This window comes from Lysobacter rhizosphaerae (assembly GCF_054779795.1).
Map to the genome: position 1 here is coordinate 338,394 of NZ_BAAGXO010000007.1, position 15,584 is coordinate 353,977.

12 protein-coding genes are annotated in these 15,584 nt (G+C 67.9%); 7 read left to right on the top strand and 5 right to left on the bottom strand.

The window, feature by feature from the left end; translation table 11 throughout:
* Positions 1-38: 38 nt before the first annotated feature.
* The 3 genes from ACYVGE_RS10710 to ACYVGE_RS10720 are packed head-to-tail and all read right to left on the bottom strand — an operon-like array spanning position 39 to position 2,610.
* Complete coding sequence (locus ACYVGE_RS10710; protein WP_460729727.1) at positions 39-776, bottom strand: LytR/AlgR family response regulator transcription factor; 738 nt, start codon at positions 774-776, stop codon at positions 39-41.
* Positions 773-1,900, bottom strand: a complete 1,128-nt coding sequence (locus ACYVGE_RS10715) for a sensor histidine kinase (protein WP_460729729.1) — start codon at positions 1,898-1,900, stop codon at positions 773-775. The genes ACYVGE_RS10710 and ACYVGE_RS10715 overlap by 4 nt, the downstream gene beginning before the upstream one ends.
* Before the next feature lie 11 nt (positions 1,901-1,911).
* Positions 1,912-2,610, bottom strand: coding sequence for an alpha/beta hydrolase (locus tag ACYVGE_RS10720; RefSeq protein WP_460729731.1), 699 nt, complete (start codon positions 2,608-2,610; stop codon positions 1,912-1,914).
* Between the two features lie 242 nt (positions 2,611-2,852).
* Here ACYVGE_RS10720 and ACYVGE_RS10725 point away from each other — a divergent pair, with 242 nt between their 5' ends.
* Together ACYVGE_RS10725 and ACYVGE_RS10730 are read left to right on the top strand one after the other, a co-directional pair.
* The gene (locus tag ACYVGE_RS10725; protein WP_460730562.1) at positions 2,853-7,433 is read left to right on the top strand and encodes a DEAD/DEAH box helicase; all 4,581 of its coding nucleotides are present in this window, start codon (positions 2,853-2,855) and stop codon (positions 7,431-7,433) included.
* Positions 7,434-7,584: 151 nt separating this feature from the next.
* On the top strand, positions 7,585-7,971 hold the full coding sequence (locus tag ACYVGE_RS10730) for a SnoaL-like domain-containing protein (RefSeq protein ID WP_460729733.1): 387 nt from the start codon (positions 7,585-7,587) through the stop codon (positions 7,969-7,971).
* A gap of 10 nt (positions 7,972-7,981) precedes the next feature.
* Here the strand turns inward: ACYVGE_RS10730 and ACYVGE_RS10735 are convergent, their stop codons facing one another.
* Positions 7,982-8,701 carry a hypothetical protein gene (locus ACYVGE_RS10735; protein WP_460729735.1) on the bottom strand — a complete coding sequence of 240 codons (720 nt, stop codon included), beginning with the start codon at positions 8,699-8,701 and terminating at the stop codon, positions 7,982-7,984.
* A gap of 376 nt (positions 8,702-9,077) precedes the next feature.
* On the opposite strand from ACYVGE_RS10735, the gene ACYVGE_RS10740 reads away from it, so the two are divergent.
* The 4 genes from ACYVGE_RS10740 to ACYVGE_RS10755 all read left to right on the top strand — a co-directional run bounded on the left by ACYVGE_RS10740 (position 9,078) and on the right by ACYVGE_RS10755 (position 11,752).
* Positions 9,078-9,464 (top strand): HvfA family oxazolone/thioamide-modified RiPP metallophore, encoded by a 387-nt coding sequence (locus tag ACYVGE_RS10740; RefSeq protein ID WP_460729737.1) that lies wholly within the window; start codon positions 9,078-9,080, stop codon positions 9,462-9,464.
* Between the two features lie 168 nt (positions 9,465-9,632).
* Entirely contained in the window at positions 9,633-10,400 is a 768-nt protein-coding gene (gene modA / locus ACYVGE_RS10745) for a molybdate ABC transporter substrate-binding protein (RefSeq protein WP_460729739.1), read from the top strand.
* A 1-nt stretch (position 10,401) separates the two neighbouring features.
* The gene (gene modB, locus ACYVGE_RS10750; RefSeq protein ID WP_460729742.1) at positions 10,402-11,127 is read left to right on the top strand and encodes a molybdate ABC transporter permease subunit; all 726 of its coding nucleotides are present in this window, start codon (positions 10,402-10,404) and stop codon (positions 11,125-11,127) included.
* The gene (locus ACYVGE_RS10755; protein ID WP_460729744.1) at positions 11,114-11,752 is read left to right on the top strand and encodes an ATP-binding cassette domain-containing protein; all 639 of its coding nucleotides are present in this window, start codon (positions 11,114-11,116) and stop codon (positions 11,750-11,752) included. Before modB ends, ACYVGE_RS10755 begins: the two co-directional genes overlap by 14 nt.
* Positions 11,753-11,779: 27 nt before the next feature.
* On the opposite strand, the gene ACYVGE_RS10760 is transcribed toward ACYVGE_RS10755, so the two are convergent.
* Positions 11,780-12,646: a methyltransferase domain-containing protein gene (locus tag ACYVGE_RS10760; RefSeq protein WP_460729745.1), complete on the bottom strand. Its 867-nt coding sequence runs from the start codon at positions 12,644-12,646 to the stop codon at positions 11,780-11,782.
* 311 nt (positions 12,647-12,957) lie between these two features.
* Between ACYVGE_RS10760 and acnD the strand changes: the two genes are divergently transcribed.
* Positions 12,958-15,570, top strand: a complete 2,613-nt coding sequence (gene acnD / locus ACYVGE_RS10765; RefSeq protein WP_460729747.1) for a Fe/S-dependent 2-methylisocitrate dehydratase AcnD — start codon at positions 12,958-12,960, stop codon at positions 15,568-15,570.
* The last annotated feature ends 14 nt before the right edge of the window (positions 15,571-15,584 follow it).

Here is a 15,584-nt window from a genome sequence, read left to right on the forward strand (position 1 = left end):
AGCGCCCAGGGAGCGCCCTGCCTGCCCCACGCCGTGATTCAGAGATGCTTGAGGGTGTCGCGCAGCCCCGCCACGCAGCGGCGGCTGACTTCCAGCGGCTGTTTGCCATGGCGCAGGATCGCCTGCACGTGGCCATCGGCGCTGCGCTTGAGTTCGACGATCTCGTGGCGCGCCACCAGGCAGTTGCGGTGGATGCGGACGAAGCGCTCGCCGAACTCCTCTTCCAGCGACTTCAGCGATTCCTCGATCAGGTCCTCGCCGCGCGCGTGGTGGACGATGACGTACTTTTCCTCGGCGTGGAGGTAGTGCACGTCCTCGACCGGGATCAGGCGCAGGCTGCCGCGCAGGCGCGCGCACAGGTGGGTGCGCCGTTGCGTGGGCGCGGCGGCGGAGGCGGTCGTGCCCTGGACGCGTCCGGCGGCGAAGGTGCGCACGCGATCGATCGCGGCCGCCAGTCGCTCCGGGCGCACCGGCTTGACCAGGTAGTCGATAGCCTCGGCCTCGAACGCCGAGAGCGCGTGCGCGTCGTAGGCCGTGCAGAAGACGACGGCGGGGCGCGGTTCGAACGCGGCAAGATGGCGCGCCGCTTCCAGGCCGTCGATGCCGGGCATGGCGATGTCGAGCAGCACCAGGTCCGGATGGTAGGTGGCGCAGGCATGCAGCGCCTCGTGGCCGTCCGCGGCATCGGCCACGATTTCCACGCCCTTGATGTCGGCCAGCAGGCCGCGCAGTCGCTCGCGTGCCAAGGGCTCGTCGTCGGCGATGACTACTTTCATGCGGTCCTCTTGCTTGCCATTCCCTTGCTGCCTGATTCCGCGGGGGCGAGGCGGCCGGTGGTGACCGGCAACCTCAGGTCTACCTGATAGTAGCCCTCGTTCCACGCCGCGGCCATCCGGACACGCGGGCCGTAGGCATAGCGCAGGCGTTGCGCGATGCTGAACTGTGCGTGGCGGTTGCCGCCCTGGATGGATCCGCCGCCCAGTGTGGGCAGGATGTCGCCCTCGCGCGGCGCCGGTGCCGGGTTGCGCAGGCTGATCGCGAGCTCGTCGCCGACCTGCCCCAGTTCGATTTCGATCTCGCCGCCCCCCGGCAAGCGCGAAATGCCGTGCAGCACGGCGTTCTCGAGCAACGGCTGCAGCACCAGGCGTGGCATCGGCATCCGCCATGGCAACGGTTCACCCTTGCGCCAGACCACCCGCAGCCGGTTGCCCAGGCGCAGTTGTTCGATGGCGAAATAGCGCTCGCACAGCTCGATTTCCTCGCGCAGGGTGGAATCCGACTCGCCCGCGCCCAATGCGGCGCGGAACAGGTCGGAGAGATCAAGCACCGCGCGCTCGGCCACCGCCGGATCGCTACGGACCAGGCCGGCGATGGTGTTCATGCTGTTGAAGAGGAAATGCGGCTTGATCCGCGCCTGCAGGGCGTCGGCTTCGGCGCGCGCGCTCGCCCGCACCTGTGCCGCCCAGCCATCGTTGACGTAGAGGTAGCGCAGCACCACCGCGACGATCAGCGTGGTCACCGCGGCCGAGCCCCAGACGAAGCGCAGCATCGACACGTTGCTCGGCACCAGCCCGTAGCCGAGGCTGGCATCGATCACGTGCGCCAGCGATGCGCCCAGCGCGGCAATGGCACCGCCGCCCAGCAAGGCCAGCGTCGTGCCCACCGGTTGCGGCAGCCTCGAGAGCCGTTGCCGCGAGACGCACAACAGCACCGAGGCGGCGAGCGCGAGCCACAGCGCGAAGCCACTGGCGGTAACGAAGCGTTGCAGGTCCCAATGCGCGCCGCCCGGAGCGAGCGCCAGCACCACCACCACGAGTTCGGCCATGCCCAGCATCACGGCGAGACGCGGCAGCCGGCACAGGTCGGGCAACCAGGGTTCGCTCGGATCGCGGACACTCATGGGCGCGCGGATCAGCCGCTGCCGTCCGCGGCGGCGAAGCGACGTTCCATCCAGTCGCCGAGGTCGCGGATTTCTTCCGCGCAGACCTGGTGCGCCATCGGATATGCGTGCCAGTCGACGTTGAACCCGAGTTCGCGCAGCTTGCGGGCGCTGAAGTCGCCACCCGCATACGGCACGACCGGATCGAACTGTCCGTGGGCCATGAACAGCGGCTGCGTGTGCGCCGTCGCCGTGGCCTCCTGCATCAGCCGATCGACCATGGGCAGGTAGGTCGACAGCGCAACCACGCCGCCCAAGGGCTGCGTGCGGCGCAGCGCCGTCGCCAGCGCGATCGCGCCGCCCTGCGAGAAGCCCGCCAGCAGCACGCGTGAAGCGGGAATGCCGCGTGCCACTTCGCGCGCGATCAGCGCCTCGGTCTGCGCGACCGATTCATCCACGCCGGTTTCGTCGGCGCGGTTGGCCAGGTTCATGTCGCGGATGTCGTACCAGGCACGCATGCGCATACCGTTGTTGATGGTCACCGCGCGCACGGGTGCGTGTGGAAAGACGAAGCGCAGTGCCGGCCAGTCCTTGCGCACCAGTTCGGGCACGATCGGGGCGAAGTCGTGGCCGTCGGCGCCGAGGCCGTGGAGCCACAGCACGCTCCATTGCGGCCCTGGGCCGGTTTCGTGTTCGACGGTTTCGAGGAGGGTGGCGACTGACTCGTTCATGCAGGCATTGTGCGGGGGCGCCGCGATCGAATCCAATCGACTGCACATTCGAAGCTGCCGCAGCGGCCGATAAGGGCGAACCACCGTCCATCACCCCCGGCAAACCACCCCTTGCCGGCCGCCTGGCAGTCTCACCGACTGAGACTGCCTGCCCGCATCCTCCCTCGATGCAAGGCCAGATCCGCCTGAACTTCACCCGCACCATTCAGGCCCCGCCGCCCCCGCGGCTGGATAATGGCCCGGTGTCGCTATCCGGCTTCCATCCCGCGGTCTCCGCCTGGTTCGAACGCGCCTTCCCGGGCCCGACCGAAGCACAGGCGCTGGCGTGGCCGGCGATCCGCTCCGGCCGCAATACCCTGGTGGCCGCGCCGACCGGCTCGGGCAAGACCCTCACCGCCTTCCTGTCCGCGATCGATGCGCTGGTGCGCGAAGGCCTGGCCCAGGGCCTGGCCGACGAGACCCACGTCATCTACGTCTCGCCGTTGAAGGCGCTGTCCAACGACATCCACCTCAACCTGGAAGCGCCGCTGGAAGGCATCCGCGAGGAACTCGCGCGCCAGGGCCTGCCGGACGTGGAGATCCGCACCGCCGTGCGCACCGGCGACACGCCGCAGGGCGAGCGCGCGCAATTGCGCAAGAAGCCGCCGCACATCCTGGTCACCACGCCCGAATCGCTGTACGTGCTGCTCGGCTCCGATTCCGGCCGCGCGATGCTGGCGACCGCGCGCACGATGATCGTCGACGAAATCCATGCGGTCGCCTCGAGCAAGCGCGGCAGCCACCTCGCGCTCTCGCTGGAACGCCTGGAAGCGCTGTGCGGACGGCGCCTCACGCGCATCGGCCTGTCGGCCACGCAGAAGCCGATCGACGAAGTGGCGCGCTTCCTGGTCGGAGCCAGCAACGTAGCTCCCTCCCCCGCATGCGGGGAAGCCCCCCTCCCAACCTCCCCCCGCTGCGCGGAGGGAGGGGCAATCGCCGACTGCGAAATCATCGACATCGGCTATGCCAAGCAGCGCGACCTCGCGCTCGAAGTGCCGCCTACGCCGCTGCAGGCGGTGATGTCGAACGACCAGTGGGAACAGGTCTATACGCGCCTGGCCGAGCTCGTCGAACAGCATTCGACGACGCTGGTCTTCGTCAACACCCGGCGCATGGCCGAACGCGCGGCGCGCCATCTGGGCGAACGCCTGGGCAAGGAGCACGTCGCCGCCCACCACGGCAGCCTCGCCAAGGAACTGCGCCTGGATGCCGAGCAGCGCTTGAAGAGCGGCCAGCTCAAGGTGCTGGTCGCGACCGCGTCGCTGGAGCTCGGCATCGACATCGGCGATGTCGACCTGGTCTGCCAGCTCGGCTCGCCGCGCGCGATCGCCGCCTTCCTGCAGCGCGTCGGCCGTTCCGGCCACCACGTCGGCGGCGTGCCCAAGGGCCGACTGTTTCCGTCCTCGCGCGACGACCTCGCCGAATGCGCCGCGCTGCTCGACTGCGTGCGCCGCGGCGAACTCGACGCCCTGGTGATGCCGCGCGCACCCCTCGATGTGCTCGCGCAGCAGATCGTCGCCGAAGTCGCCGCGCGCGAGTGGGAAGAGGACGCGCTGTACGACTGGTTCCGTCGCGCCTGGCCCTATGCGCAGCTGGAACGCAAGGACTTCGACGCGGTGGTGAAGATGTTGTCGGAGGGTTTCACCACCCGCCGTGGCACGCGCGCCGGCTACCTGCACCGCGACGCCGTGCACAAGCGCCTGCGCGGCCGCGCCGGCGGACGCATGACCGCGGTGATGTCGGGCGGCACGATTCCCGATACCGCCGACTACAACGTCATCCTCGAGCCGCAGTCGCAGAACATCGGCACCATCAATGAAGACTTCGCCATCGAGAGCATCGCCGGCGACATCTTCCAGCTCGGCAATGCCAGCTACCGCATCCTGCGCGTCGAGCCCGGCCGCGTGCGCGTGGAAGATGCGCAGGGCATGCCTCCGAGCATTCCGTTCTGGCTCGGCGAGGCGCCGGGACGCAGCGATGAGCTGTCGCATGGCGTATCGCGCCTGCGCGCGGAGGTCGCCTCGCGCCTGAACTTCGCCAGTTCCGGCAGCGAGGCGGCGCAGGTCGCCGATGTCCTCAGCAACGAGGGCGCGACGGCTGCCGCCGCACGCTGGCTGGTCGATGATGTGGGTCTCACGCCTGAAGCCGCGTTGCAGCTGGCCGATTACCTCGGCCGCCAGCAGGCCGCGTTCGGGATGATGCCGACGCAGCAGACGATCGCGCTGGAGCGTTTCTTCGACGAATCCGGCGGCACCCAGCTGGTCATCCATTCGCCCTACGGCAGCCGCCTCAACCGCGCCTGGGGCCTGGCGCTGCGCAAGCGCTTCTGCCGCAAGTTCAATTTCGAACTGCAGGCGGCGGCGACCGAGGACGCGATCGTGCTGTCGCTCTCGACCAGCCACAGCTTCCCGCTGATCGAAGTCGCCAAGTACCTGCATTCGTCCTCGGCCGAGCACGTGCTGGTGCAGGCCCTGCTCGACGCGCCGCTGTTCGGCGTGCGCTGGCGCTGGAACGCGACCACCGCGCTGGCGCTGCCGCGCTTCGTCGGCGGCAAGAAGGTCGCGCCGCAACTGCAGCGGATGAAGTCGGAAGACCTGCTGGCGACGGTGTTCCCGGACCAGGTCGCCTGCCAGGAGAACATCGTCGGCGAGCGCGAGGTCCCCGACCACCCGCTCGTCGCGCAGACGATGGACGACTGCCTGCACGAGGCGATGGATACCGAAGGCTGGCTCGCGCTGCTGCAACGCATGGAAAGCGGCGAAGTCGAGGTCGTCGCGCGCGACCTCACCGCGCCCTCGCCGTTCGCTGCCGAGGCCCTGAATGCACGGCCGTACGCCTTCCTCGACGACGCGCCGCTGGAGGAGCGCCGCACGCAGGCGGTGATGGCGCGCCGCTATGCCGATGCGGATAGCGCGGATGATCTGGGTCGTCTGGATCCAGGCGCGATCGAGGAAGTACGCGAACAGGCGTGGCCACAGGTGCGCAATGCCGACGAGATGCACGATGCGCTGATGGGGCTGGGCTGCGTCACCCAGGATGAAGCCGAATCGAATGCCTGGACGGAATGGCTGCGCCGGCTGGCGAAGGACCACCGCGCCACGCGCCTGCAGATCGGCTCGGGCCTGTGGTTCGCCGCGGAGCGTTTGCCGCAGGCCGCCGTGCTGCATCCGCTGACTGTGCGCGAACCGGTGATCGAAGCCCCCGCGGAATTCGCGCAGGAAACCTGGAGCCGCGAGGACGCACTGGTCGAGCTGCTGCGCTCGCGCCTCACCGGCCTCGGCCCGACGCCGGTCGCCGCGCTGACAACAGCGCTGGCGCTGCCGCAATCCGACGTCGACTTCGCCCTGCTCAAGCTGGAAGGCGAAGGCTACGTGATGCGCGGTCGCTTCTCGCCCGACGCGATCGAGGAGGAGTGGTGCGAACGCCACCTGCTCGCGCGCATCCACCGTTACACCATCGGCAAGCTGCGTCGCGAGATCGAACCGGTCGAGCCGCGCGACTTCATGCGCTTCCTGTTCGAATGGCAACGGGTGTCGAAGGCGTCGCGGGTGAGCGGACCGGAAGCGCTGGCCGGCGTGCTCGCGCAGCTGGAAGGCTTCGAGGCGCCCGCCGCCGCGTGGGAAGGTGAACTGCTGCCGGCACGCGTCAGCGACTATTCGATTTCCTGGCTGGACGATCTGTGCACGGCGGGTCGCGTCGCCTGGACGCGCCTGCGGGGTGCCAGTCCCGAATCCAGCGGCAACGGGCGCTCGGCACCGGTGCGCGCCACGCCGATCGTGTTGTTGCCGCGCCGGCACCTGCCGCTGTGGTCGCCGCTCACCGCCCAGTCGCTCGACGACGGTCCGGAACTGTCGTCGCGTGCGCAGCGCGTGGCCGATCACCTCAAGGATCACGGCGCGTCGTTCTTCGACGAACTGGTCGTCGGCGCGCACCTGCTGCACACCGAGCTGGAAGACGCGCTGGCCGAACTCGTCGCGCGCGGCCGCGTGACCTGCGACAGCTATGCCGGTCTGCGCGCGCTGCTGGTGCCCCAGTCGAAGCGGCCGAGTGCCTTCGACGGCCGTGGTCGTCGCGGGCGGCGCACCGCATTGCTGGGTATCGAGGATGCGGGGCGCTGGACGTTGACGCGGCGCGCGCCCCCATCCCAGCCTTCCCCCGCAGGCGGGGGAAGGAGTGTTGATGCGGGCGGGGGAAGGAATGTTGGCGCAGGTGGGGGAAGCCGTATTGACCCGGACAGCATTGAGCACATCGCCCGCACCCTGCTGCGCCGCTACGGCGTGGTGAGCTGGCGCCTGCTCGACCGCGAGGCGTCGTGGCTGCCGCCTTGGCGCGAGCTGTTGCGTGTCTACCATCGCCTCGAGGCGCGTGGCGAAATCCGCGGCGGTCGTTTCATCGCCGGGCTCGCGGGCGAACAGTTCGCGCTGCCCGAGGCCATCACGTCATTGCGGCAGATACGCAAGCGCGCGCCCGACGGCGAGTGGCTCGCGTTGTCCGCGCTGGATCCGCTCAACCTGGTCGGCACCGTGGTCGCCGGCGCCAAGGTGCCGCGCCAACTGGGCGCGCGGGTGCTGTGGCGCGACGGCATGCCCGTGGCGACGCTGGTCGCCGGCGAAGTGGCCTGGCTCACCGAACTGCCTGCCGCCGAGCAACGCGGCGCGCACAAGGTATTGATGCGCGAACCGGATATGTATTCGGCTGCCCTGGATCTGTCGGCGGATGTCCGCGCCTGGATCGACGAGCGGGTCGATGCGATTGCGACCGGCCCGCAGCGGCCGGAGGTTTGATTCGCAAGCGTCCAAGGTGCTTGCCCGGTAGTGTTTCGCGCAACGTCCTGGCGGACATGCTGTCACTCGTTAAACCGACGTGACGGACAGACGGACGAAATCCTGTCATCCCGATAGCAGCGCCCGGCGCACCCTTCCCGATCAGCCCGCCATGGACATCGCAATGGACATCGAATCCGTAGCCCATCGCCTGGTCGAGTTGTGCCGCACCGGACAGTACGAACAGGCGCAGCGCGAACTGTATGCACAAGATGCCGTCAGCATCGAACCGCCTTGGGCCCCGGCGGGATCGCTCGGCAATGCCAAGGGCCTGCCGGCCATCTTCGAGAAGACCCGCAAGTTCGCAGAGGGCGTCGAGGCGGTCCACAGCGCCGGCTGCAGCGATCCGGTGATCGCGGGCGACTGGTTCAGCGTCGCGATGACCCTGGATGCGACCTTCAAGGGCGTGGGCCGCTCACAGATCGCCGAAATCTGTGTGTATCGCGTCCGCGACGGCAAGATCGTGCACGAGCAGTTCTTTTACGGCATGGAAGCGTAAGGCCGTCGAGTCACTCCAGGCGGAAGCGACTCAGATCGATCGAGACCATCAGCAGATCGCGCACCGGATGCAGATCGGGGCCGCGTAGGTACACCCGGCGCCGGCTCGGGAATTTCAGCCCATCCACGTCGACGATATCGTGGACGTATTGCACCGCGCCGAAGCCACCGGCGACGTCGACCTGGTAGTCGTGCCTGCGCAGCAGGAAGTCGGGACCGAAGTAGAAGTCCTGCTGCGTGCTGTGGCTGGCGATGTGGTCTGGAAATCTCATTCGCAGGCCGCGCCATGTTTCATCGCCCTCTTTCCAGGGGTCGATCTCTTCGGCCTCGAAACCAGGCATCGCCAAGGAGAAGGGCGCGGTCAGATAAGTCCACAGCGCGTATCCACTGAAGTAGGCACGGTGCAGCGGATCCCACGGTGTGTTCATGCCGTGGCCTTCGAACGCCCCTCTCGGGTCCAGGCGTTCCCGAACCAGCTCGGCGTCGATGGTTTCGACGGCAACGCGATCCGCCGTGAAGACGCTTCGCCACTCCGGCTTTCCAAAGGGGGCGACCGACGCACGCTCCTCATGCAGTGATACCCGGACCGTGCGGGGCGTCGGATCCTGGAGCAGTCCCTTCAGGGGCCAGAATCCGCCGCCGGTAACGACCGTGGCGGAAAGGGCGTCATGCCGCTTCCAGCGAGTCAGCCCGCCATGGGCATCGATGGCATTGGCCAGGAGGGAATTCATCGCGCGCCCCCGATGATCCGGATTGCAGGGACGCGCCGCTGCGTGCTGTCGATGTGTGCGTTGTCGATGTTCATGAGGCTTCCTCGGGGAGTGGCGGCAAGCACGCTCGTTCGGAGAGCGGCCTGCGATTCGAAGCTACTCGCGTCGGTGGAGTGCAAAAAGACCGCATGGCGAAGCACAGTCTTCCACTCGGTGGAAGAATGGTCGCTGCCAGGATCGAGTGTTTGTAGCGGTCTGTATGCGGAGCCTGTGCCGCCACACTTCCAGACAAAAACGCGACGGCTGGACACAAGCGCGATACCGCACACCGGCGGAATGCCGCCCGAGGAAGACGCATGTCGCGCCTTCCCGACCCTTCCCCACCGGAGCTACATCAATGTCACGCAATAACCGCAACTCCACCGTCGCCGCGCTCGGCGTCGCCCTCACCGGCCTGGTCTTCGCCGGTTCCTCGTTCGCAGTGCAGCCGCTCGCCCAGGGCTACGCGGCGGGCACTGCCAAGGTCGCGCCGGAAGGCAAGTGCGGCGAAGGCAAGTGTGGCGACGCGAAGTTCAATTCCATCGACACCGACCACGACGCTCGCGTCTCGCTTGCCGAGTTCCTCGTCGTCGCGCCGGGCCAGAACGCCCTGTTCGACACGAAGGATACGAACCACGACGGTTACATCTCGGAGCTCGAGTCGTACAAGTCGATCAAGGGCATCTATGAGGCCAACGGCCGCAAGGTGCCTGCAGGTCTCTTCGCGAAGCACCCGAGCAAGTAAGGCTCTGCGAGGCCCCAATGCCCCGGCATCGGGGCCTCGTTCAAACGGCGTTGAGGGTGGGCGTGCCCTGAGCCCTCTGCTACCGAATGAGGTCTGTCCAAGGGCTTGTCATGGCCCCGGGCCCGGCACTGCGGCAGAATCCCCGGACCTCCCGATGGCGCTTCCCCCATGCGCATCCTCCGTTTTCTGCTTCTGAGCGCACTGCTGCTCTGCGGTCCCCTGCAGGCCGCCGGATCCTCTGAAGCGCCTGTCCGCGTCTTCGCCGCCGCCAGCCTGACCGATGCGCTCAACGAGGTCGCGGCCCATTGGCGCCGCGCCGGCCATCCGCAACCCAGCCTCGCCTTCGGCGCGTCGTCGACGCTCGCCAAGCAGGTCGAAGCGGGCGCGCCTGCCGATGTGTTCGCATCGGCCGACCTGAAGTGGATGGACTACCTGGATCAGCGCGGCCGCATCGACACCGCGTCGCGCACCAACCTGCTCGGCAACACGCTGGTGCTGATCGCGCCGAAAGACAAGCCGTTCCAGGCGCGCATGCAGCCGGGCTTCGCCATCGCCAATGCGTTCCAGGGCCGCCTGTGCACCGGCGAACCCGGTGTCGTACCCGTCGGCATCTATGCGAAGGAAGCGCTGGAAAAACTGGGCTGGTGGCCGGCACTGCAGGGCCGCATCGTCGGCACCGACGACGTACGCACCGCGCTGGCCTTCGTCGAACGCGGCGAATGCGGCGCCGGCATTGTGTATGCGACGGATGCGCGCATCAGCGGCGCGGTCGTCACTGTCGCGGCGTTTCCGGCGCAGACGCATGCGCCTATCGTGTATCCCTTCGCCGCAGTGAAGAATGCGCGGCCCGAGACGCTCGCCTTCCTGCGTTTTCTACACACCTCGCAGGCCGCGGCGATCTTCCGCCGCCACGGCTTCACGGTGCTGAAGCCCTGATATGACGACCTGGCTTTCGGCGGAGGAATCGCAGGCGCTCTGGCTCTCGGCCAAGGTCGCGCTATGCGCCACCGTCGTCTGCCTGCCTCCCGCCATCACCCTGGCCTGGTGGCTGGAGCGACGCCGCTTTCCCGGTCGTTTCCTGGTCGATGCGCTGGTGCAGCTGCCGATGGTGTTGCCGCCGGTGGTGCCGGGCTATCTGCTGTTGTTGCTGCTCGGCACGCAGGGACCGCTCGGGCATTGGCTGGAAGCGACCTTCGGGGTCGTGGTTGCGTTCACCTGGAAGGGCGCGGTGCTCGCCTCGGCGGTGATGGCGTTTCCGTTGATGGTGCAGCCGATCCGGCTCGCCTTCCGCCTGATCGATGCACGCCTGGAACACGCCGCCGCCACGCTGGGCGCGCGGCCATGGCGCGTTTTCGCCACGATCACGCTGCCACTCGCCGCGCCGGGGCTGATCGCCGGCTGCGTGCTGTGCTTCTCGCGCAGCCTCGGCGAATTCGGCGCGACCATGGCCTTCGTCGGCAATATTCCCGGGGAAACCCGCACCCTGCCACTGGCGATCTATTCGCTCACCCACGTGCCCAATGGCGAGGCCGGCGCCCTGCGCCTCACCCTGCTCTCGATCGCGCTCGCGGTGGCCGCACTGCTGGTCAGCCATTGGATCAGCGCGCGCGCCGAGCGCCGCCTGGGCTTCTCCGACCACCGGGGCGCGCATGCTGAACTTTGATCTCGCCTATGCACGCGGCGAGTTCCGGCTCGACGCGTCCGCGCAGATCGCCGGTGGCGTCACCGGCATCTGCGGGCCCTCAGGTTCAGGCAAGAGCACCTTGCTGCTGCTGATCGCGGGATTGCTGAAGCCGCAGGCCGGTTCGCTGCACTTCGGCGACGAGATGCTGGTCGATCGTGCCCGCCGCGTGTTCGTGCCCGCCTGGCGTCGCCACTTCGGCCTGGTGTTCCAGGACGGCCAGTTGTTCCCGCACATGAGCGTGCGCGACAACCTGCTCTACGGCCATGCCCGCCTCGCCGCGGAGGGGCGCCTGTTCCCGCTGGACACCGTGCTGCAGCTGCTCGAGATCGGCCACCTGCTCGATCGCCGCCCGGCCATGCTCTCCGGTGGCGAGCGCCAGCGCGTCGCCCTCGGCCGCGCCCTGCTCTATTCGCCGCGCCTGCTGTTGCTGGACGAGCCCCTGTCGTCGCTGGACGACCGCCTGAAGCAGCAGATCCTGCCCTTCCTGCGGCGCGTGAAGGACGAAACCCGGATCCCGATGCTGTACGTGACCCACGCCCGCGCCGAAGTGGAGTACCTCGGGGACCGGGTACTGGCGATGGAGAACGGGCGACTGCGCGGCTAGCTTCGCGTCGAAGCGGCTGCCACGGCCTCAGCGGTACGCACGGAACACGATCGGGAGCATGTTCCAGGGACCGGGCTTCGCGTCCGCGTAGACGAACCCATGTTCCGGTGCGTGTATCGCGCCGATCTGGGTACGGCCGAAAACCTCCTTCAACTGCTCGAAGAATTCCCAGCCGAAGTTGTAGAAGGTGTAGATGCCGCGCGAGTTCAGGCCATCGCCATGCAACTCGGTCGGCAGCAGTTCGATGAGGTTGCCCTCCTCGTCGAGGCGACCGCGGATCGTGTTTCGTGCCTGCGTGGTGAAGAACGGAACGGTGAAGACGACCGGCCGCTCCCGCTTGAGCACGCGCCGGCACTCGCGCAGCGCCATCCGCGTATCCGGCACGTGTTCGAGCACGTCGGTGTGGATTACAAAGTCCAGTGACTCGTCCCGGTAGGAGAGCGCGGTAATGGATTCGTGCCGCACCGGGGCCGCGCGCCACCAGCGGCCTGGTGGATGCCAGAGGTAGCGTCGCCCGCTCTCGTGCCGGGGCGACAGGAACTCGGAGCCGGTCATGTTCGGGTATTCCCGACGCAGCATGCGATACAGCCGCGAGAAGCGCTCCAGGACAGCACCGCCTCCCGCCGCGTTGCGCCCCAGTGTTTCCCGCACCGCCAACAGCAGCGTGCGTTGTCGCGCGGTGAGGCGGCAGCGGCTGCACAGCAGCCCTTCCCGCAGGTTGGGTCGCTCTTCGAAGCGCGCACCGGTGGTGACGATGAAGGAAGCGTCGCGTTCGCATGCGAGGCATCGCCCGGGAACGGTGTCGCGGTCGGCGAGCGCCTGCGCCGCGACGGCCGCGTCGACCAGGGAGTCTTCGAATTGCCGGAAATCCGCCGCGGAATCAAACCACCGCATTGCCGCCTTCGCCGTCACACACTTCTCCAACAGGTTTCGTCCCCGGCCGGTCCTGCCGGCACGGTAGCGAGGGGATCGACGTGCTTCGCGGGCATGCCGGAGCCTGAACGCACTCAGGCAATTATGGAGGCGAACGCGGCGCCCCGGTCGACGGTAGTTCGCACGGCCCCGGTGCGAATGCGGGATAATTGCCGGTGCCGGGCACGATCCGGCGTCCGCGCCACCCCGCCAGCCGTGGTTATCGCATGGCCGCACCATCATCCGCGCCTGCGCGCCGTCCCACTCCCAGTACAACACTCCAGTTGCCGACCATGAACATTCAATACCGCAAGCCGCTTCCGGGCACCACGCTCGATTACTTCGACGCGAGGGCCGCGGTCGACGCGATTGCGCCCGGTGCATGGGACCGGTTGCCGTACACCTCGCGCGTACACGCGGAGAACCTGGTGCGACGTGCCGATCCGGCAATGCTTGACGCGTACCTGACGCAGTTGATCGAGAATCGCCGCGACCTCGATTTCCCGTGGTTCCCGGCGCGCGTGGTGTGCCACGACATCCTCGGCCAGACCGCGCTGGTGGACCTGGCCGGCCTGCGCGACGCCATCGCCGAGCGCGGTGGCGATCCGGCGCAGATCAATCCGGTGGTGCCGACGCAGCTGATCGTCGACCACTCGCTGGCGGTGGAAGCGCCCGGCTTCGACAAGGAGTCGTTCGCGAAGAACCGCGCCATCGAGGACCGCCGCAACGAGGACCGCTTCCACTTCATCAACTGGACGAAGAAGGCATTCAAGAATGTCGACGTGATTCCGCCGGGCAACGGGATCATGCATCAGATCAACCTGGAGCGGATGTCGCCGGTCGTGCACGCGCGCGACGGCGTGGCGTTCCCCGACACCCTGGTCGGCACCGACAGCCACACGCCGCATGTCGATGCACTGGGCGTGATCGCGATAGGTGTAGGTGGCCTGGAGGCGGAGAGCGTGATGCTCGGTCGCGCCTCGTGGATGCGCCTGCCCGACATCACCGGCGTCGAACTGACCGGCAAGCCTGCGCCGGGCATCACCGCCACCGATATCGTGCTTGCTCTGACTGAATTCCTGCGCCAGTCGAAAGTGGTCGGCGCCTACCTGGAATTCCGCGGCGAAGGCGCGGCGGCGCTGACGCTGGGCGATCGCGCCACCATCTCCAACATGGCGCCCGAGTACGGCGCAACCGCGGCGATGTTCTTCATCGACGACAAGACCATCGACTACCTGCGCCTCACCGGCCGCGACGACGCGCAGGTCAGGCTGGTGGAGACCTACGCGAAGCAGACCGGCCTGTGGGCCGACGCATTGAAGAGCGCGCAGTACGAACGCACGCTGACGTTCGACCTGTCGACGGTGGTCCGCAACATGGCCGGCCCGTCCAACCCGCACAAGCGCCTGCCGACCTCGGAACTGGCCGCGCGTGGCATCGCCACGGGCCTCGACGCAGCGCGCGCGCAGGAAGCACAGGGCCTGATGCCCGATGGCGCCGTGATCATCGCCGCGATCACCAGCTGCACCAACACCAGCAACCCGCGCAACGTCATCGCGGCCGGCCTGCTCGCACGCAACGCCAACGCACGCGGGCTGACGCGCAAGCCGTGGGTGAAGACCTCGCTCGCACCGGGCTCGAAAGCGGTGCAGCTGTACCTGGAGGAAGCGAAACTGCTGCCGGAGCTCGAGCAGCTCGGTTTCGGCATCGTCGGCTTCGCCTGCACCACCTGCAATGGCATGAGCGGCGCACTGGATCCGATGATCCAGAAGGAAGTGATCGAACGCGACCTCTATGCGACCGCCGTGCTGTCGGGCAACCGCAACTTCGATGGCCGCATCCACCCGTACGCGAAGCAGGCGTTCCTCGCATCGCCGCCGCTGGTGGTGGCGTATGCCATCGCCGGCACCGTGCGCTTCGACATCGAGAAGGATGTTCTCGGCACCGATGCGCAGGGCAATGCGGTCACGCTCAAGGACATCTGGCCGAGCGACGAGGAGATCGACGCGATCGTCGCCAGCAGCGTGAAGCCGGAGCAGTTCCGCGCCGTGTACGAGCCGATGTTCAAGTTCAGCGTCGAACATGGCGAGAAGATCAGCCCGCTGTACGACTGGCGCCCGCAGAGCACCTACATCCGTCGTCCGCCGTACTGGGAAGGCGCGCTGGCCGGCGAACGCGCGCTCGCCGGCATGCGCCCGCTGGCGGTGCTCGGCGACAACATCACCACCGACCACCTGTCGCCGTCGAACGCGATCCTGCTCGACAGCGCAGCCGGCGAATACCTGGCGAAGATGGGCCTGCCGGAAGAGGACTTCAATTCGTACGCGACGCACCGTGGCGACCACCTCACCGCGCAGCGCGCGACCTTCGCCAATCCGAAGCTGCTCAACGAGATGGTGCGCGACGACGCCGGCAACGTGAAGCAGGGCTCGCTCGCTCGCGTCGAACCCGAGGGCCAGGTGACCCGCATGTGGGAAGCGATCGAGACCTACATGGAACGCCGCCAGCCGCTGATCATCATTGCCGGCGCCGACTACGGCCAGGGTTCCTCGCGCGACTGGGCCGCCAAGGGCGTGCGCCTGGCCGGCGTGGAGGCGATCGCCGCCGAAGGTTTTGAACGGATCCATCGTACCAACCTGATCGGCATGGGCGTTCTGCCGCTGGAATTCCTGCCTGGTACGAACCGCACCACGCTCGGCATCGACGGCACCGAAACCTTCGACGTGGTCGGCGCACGCACGCCGCGCGCGACGCTCACGCTGGTGATCCATCGCCGCGACGGCGAGCGCGTGGAGGTGCCGGTGACCTGCCGCCTCGACACGGCCGAAGAAGTATCGATCTACGAGGCCGGCGGCGTGCTGCAGCGGTTCGCCAACGATTTCCTCGAATCCGCCCAGGCAGCCTGATTACAGTTCGATCC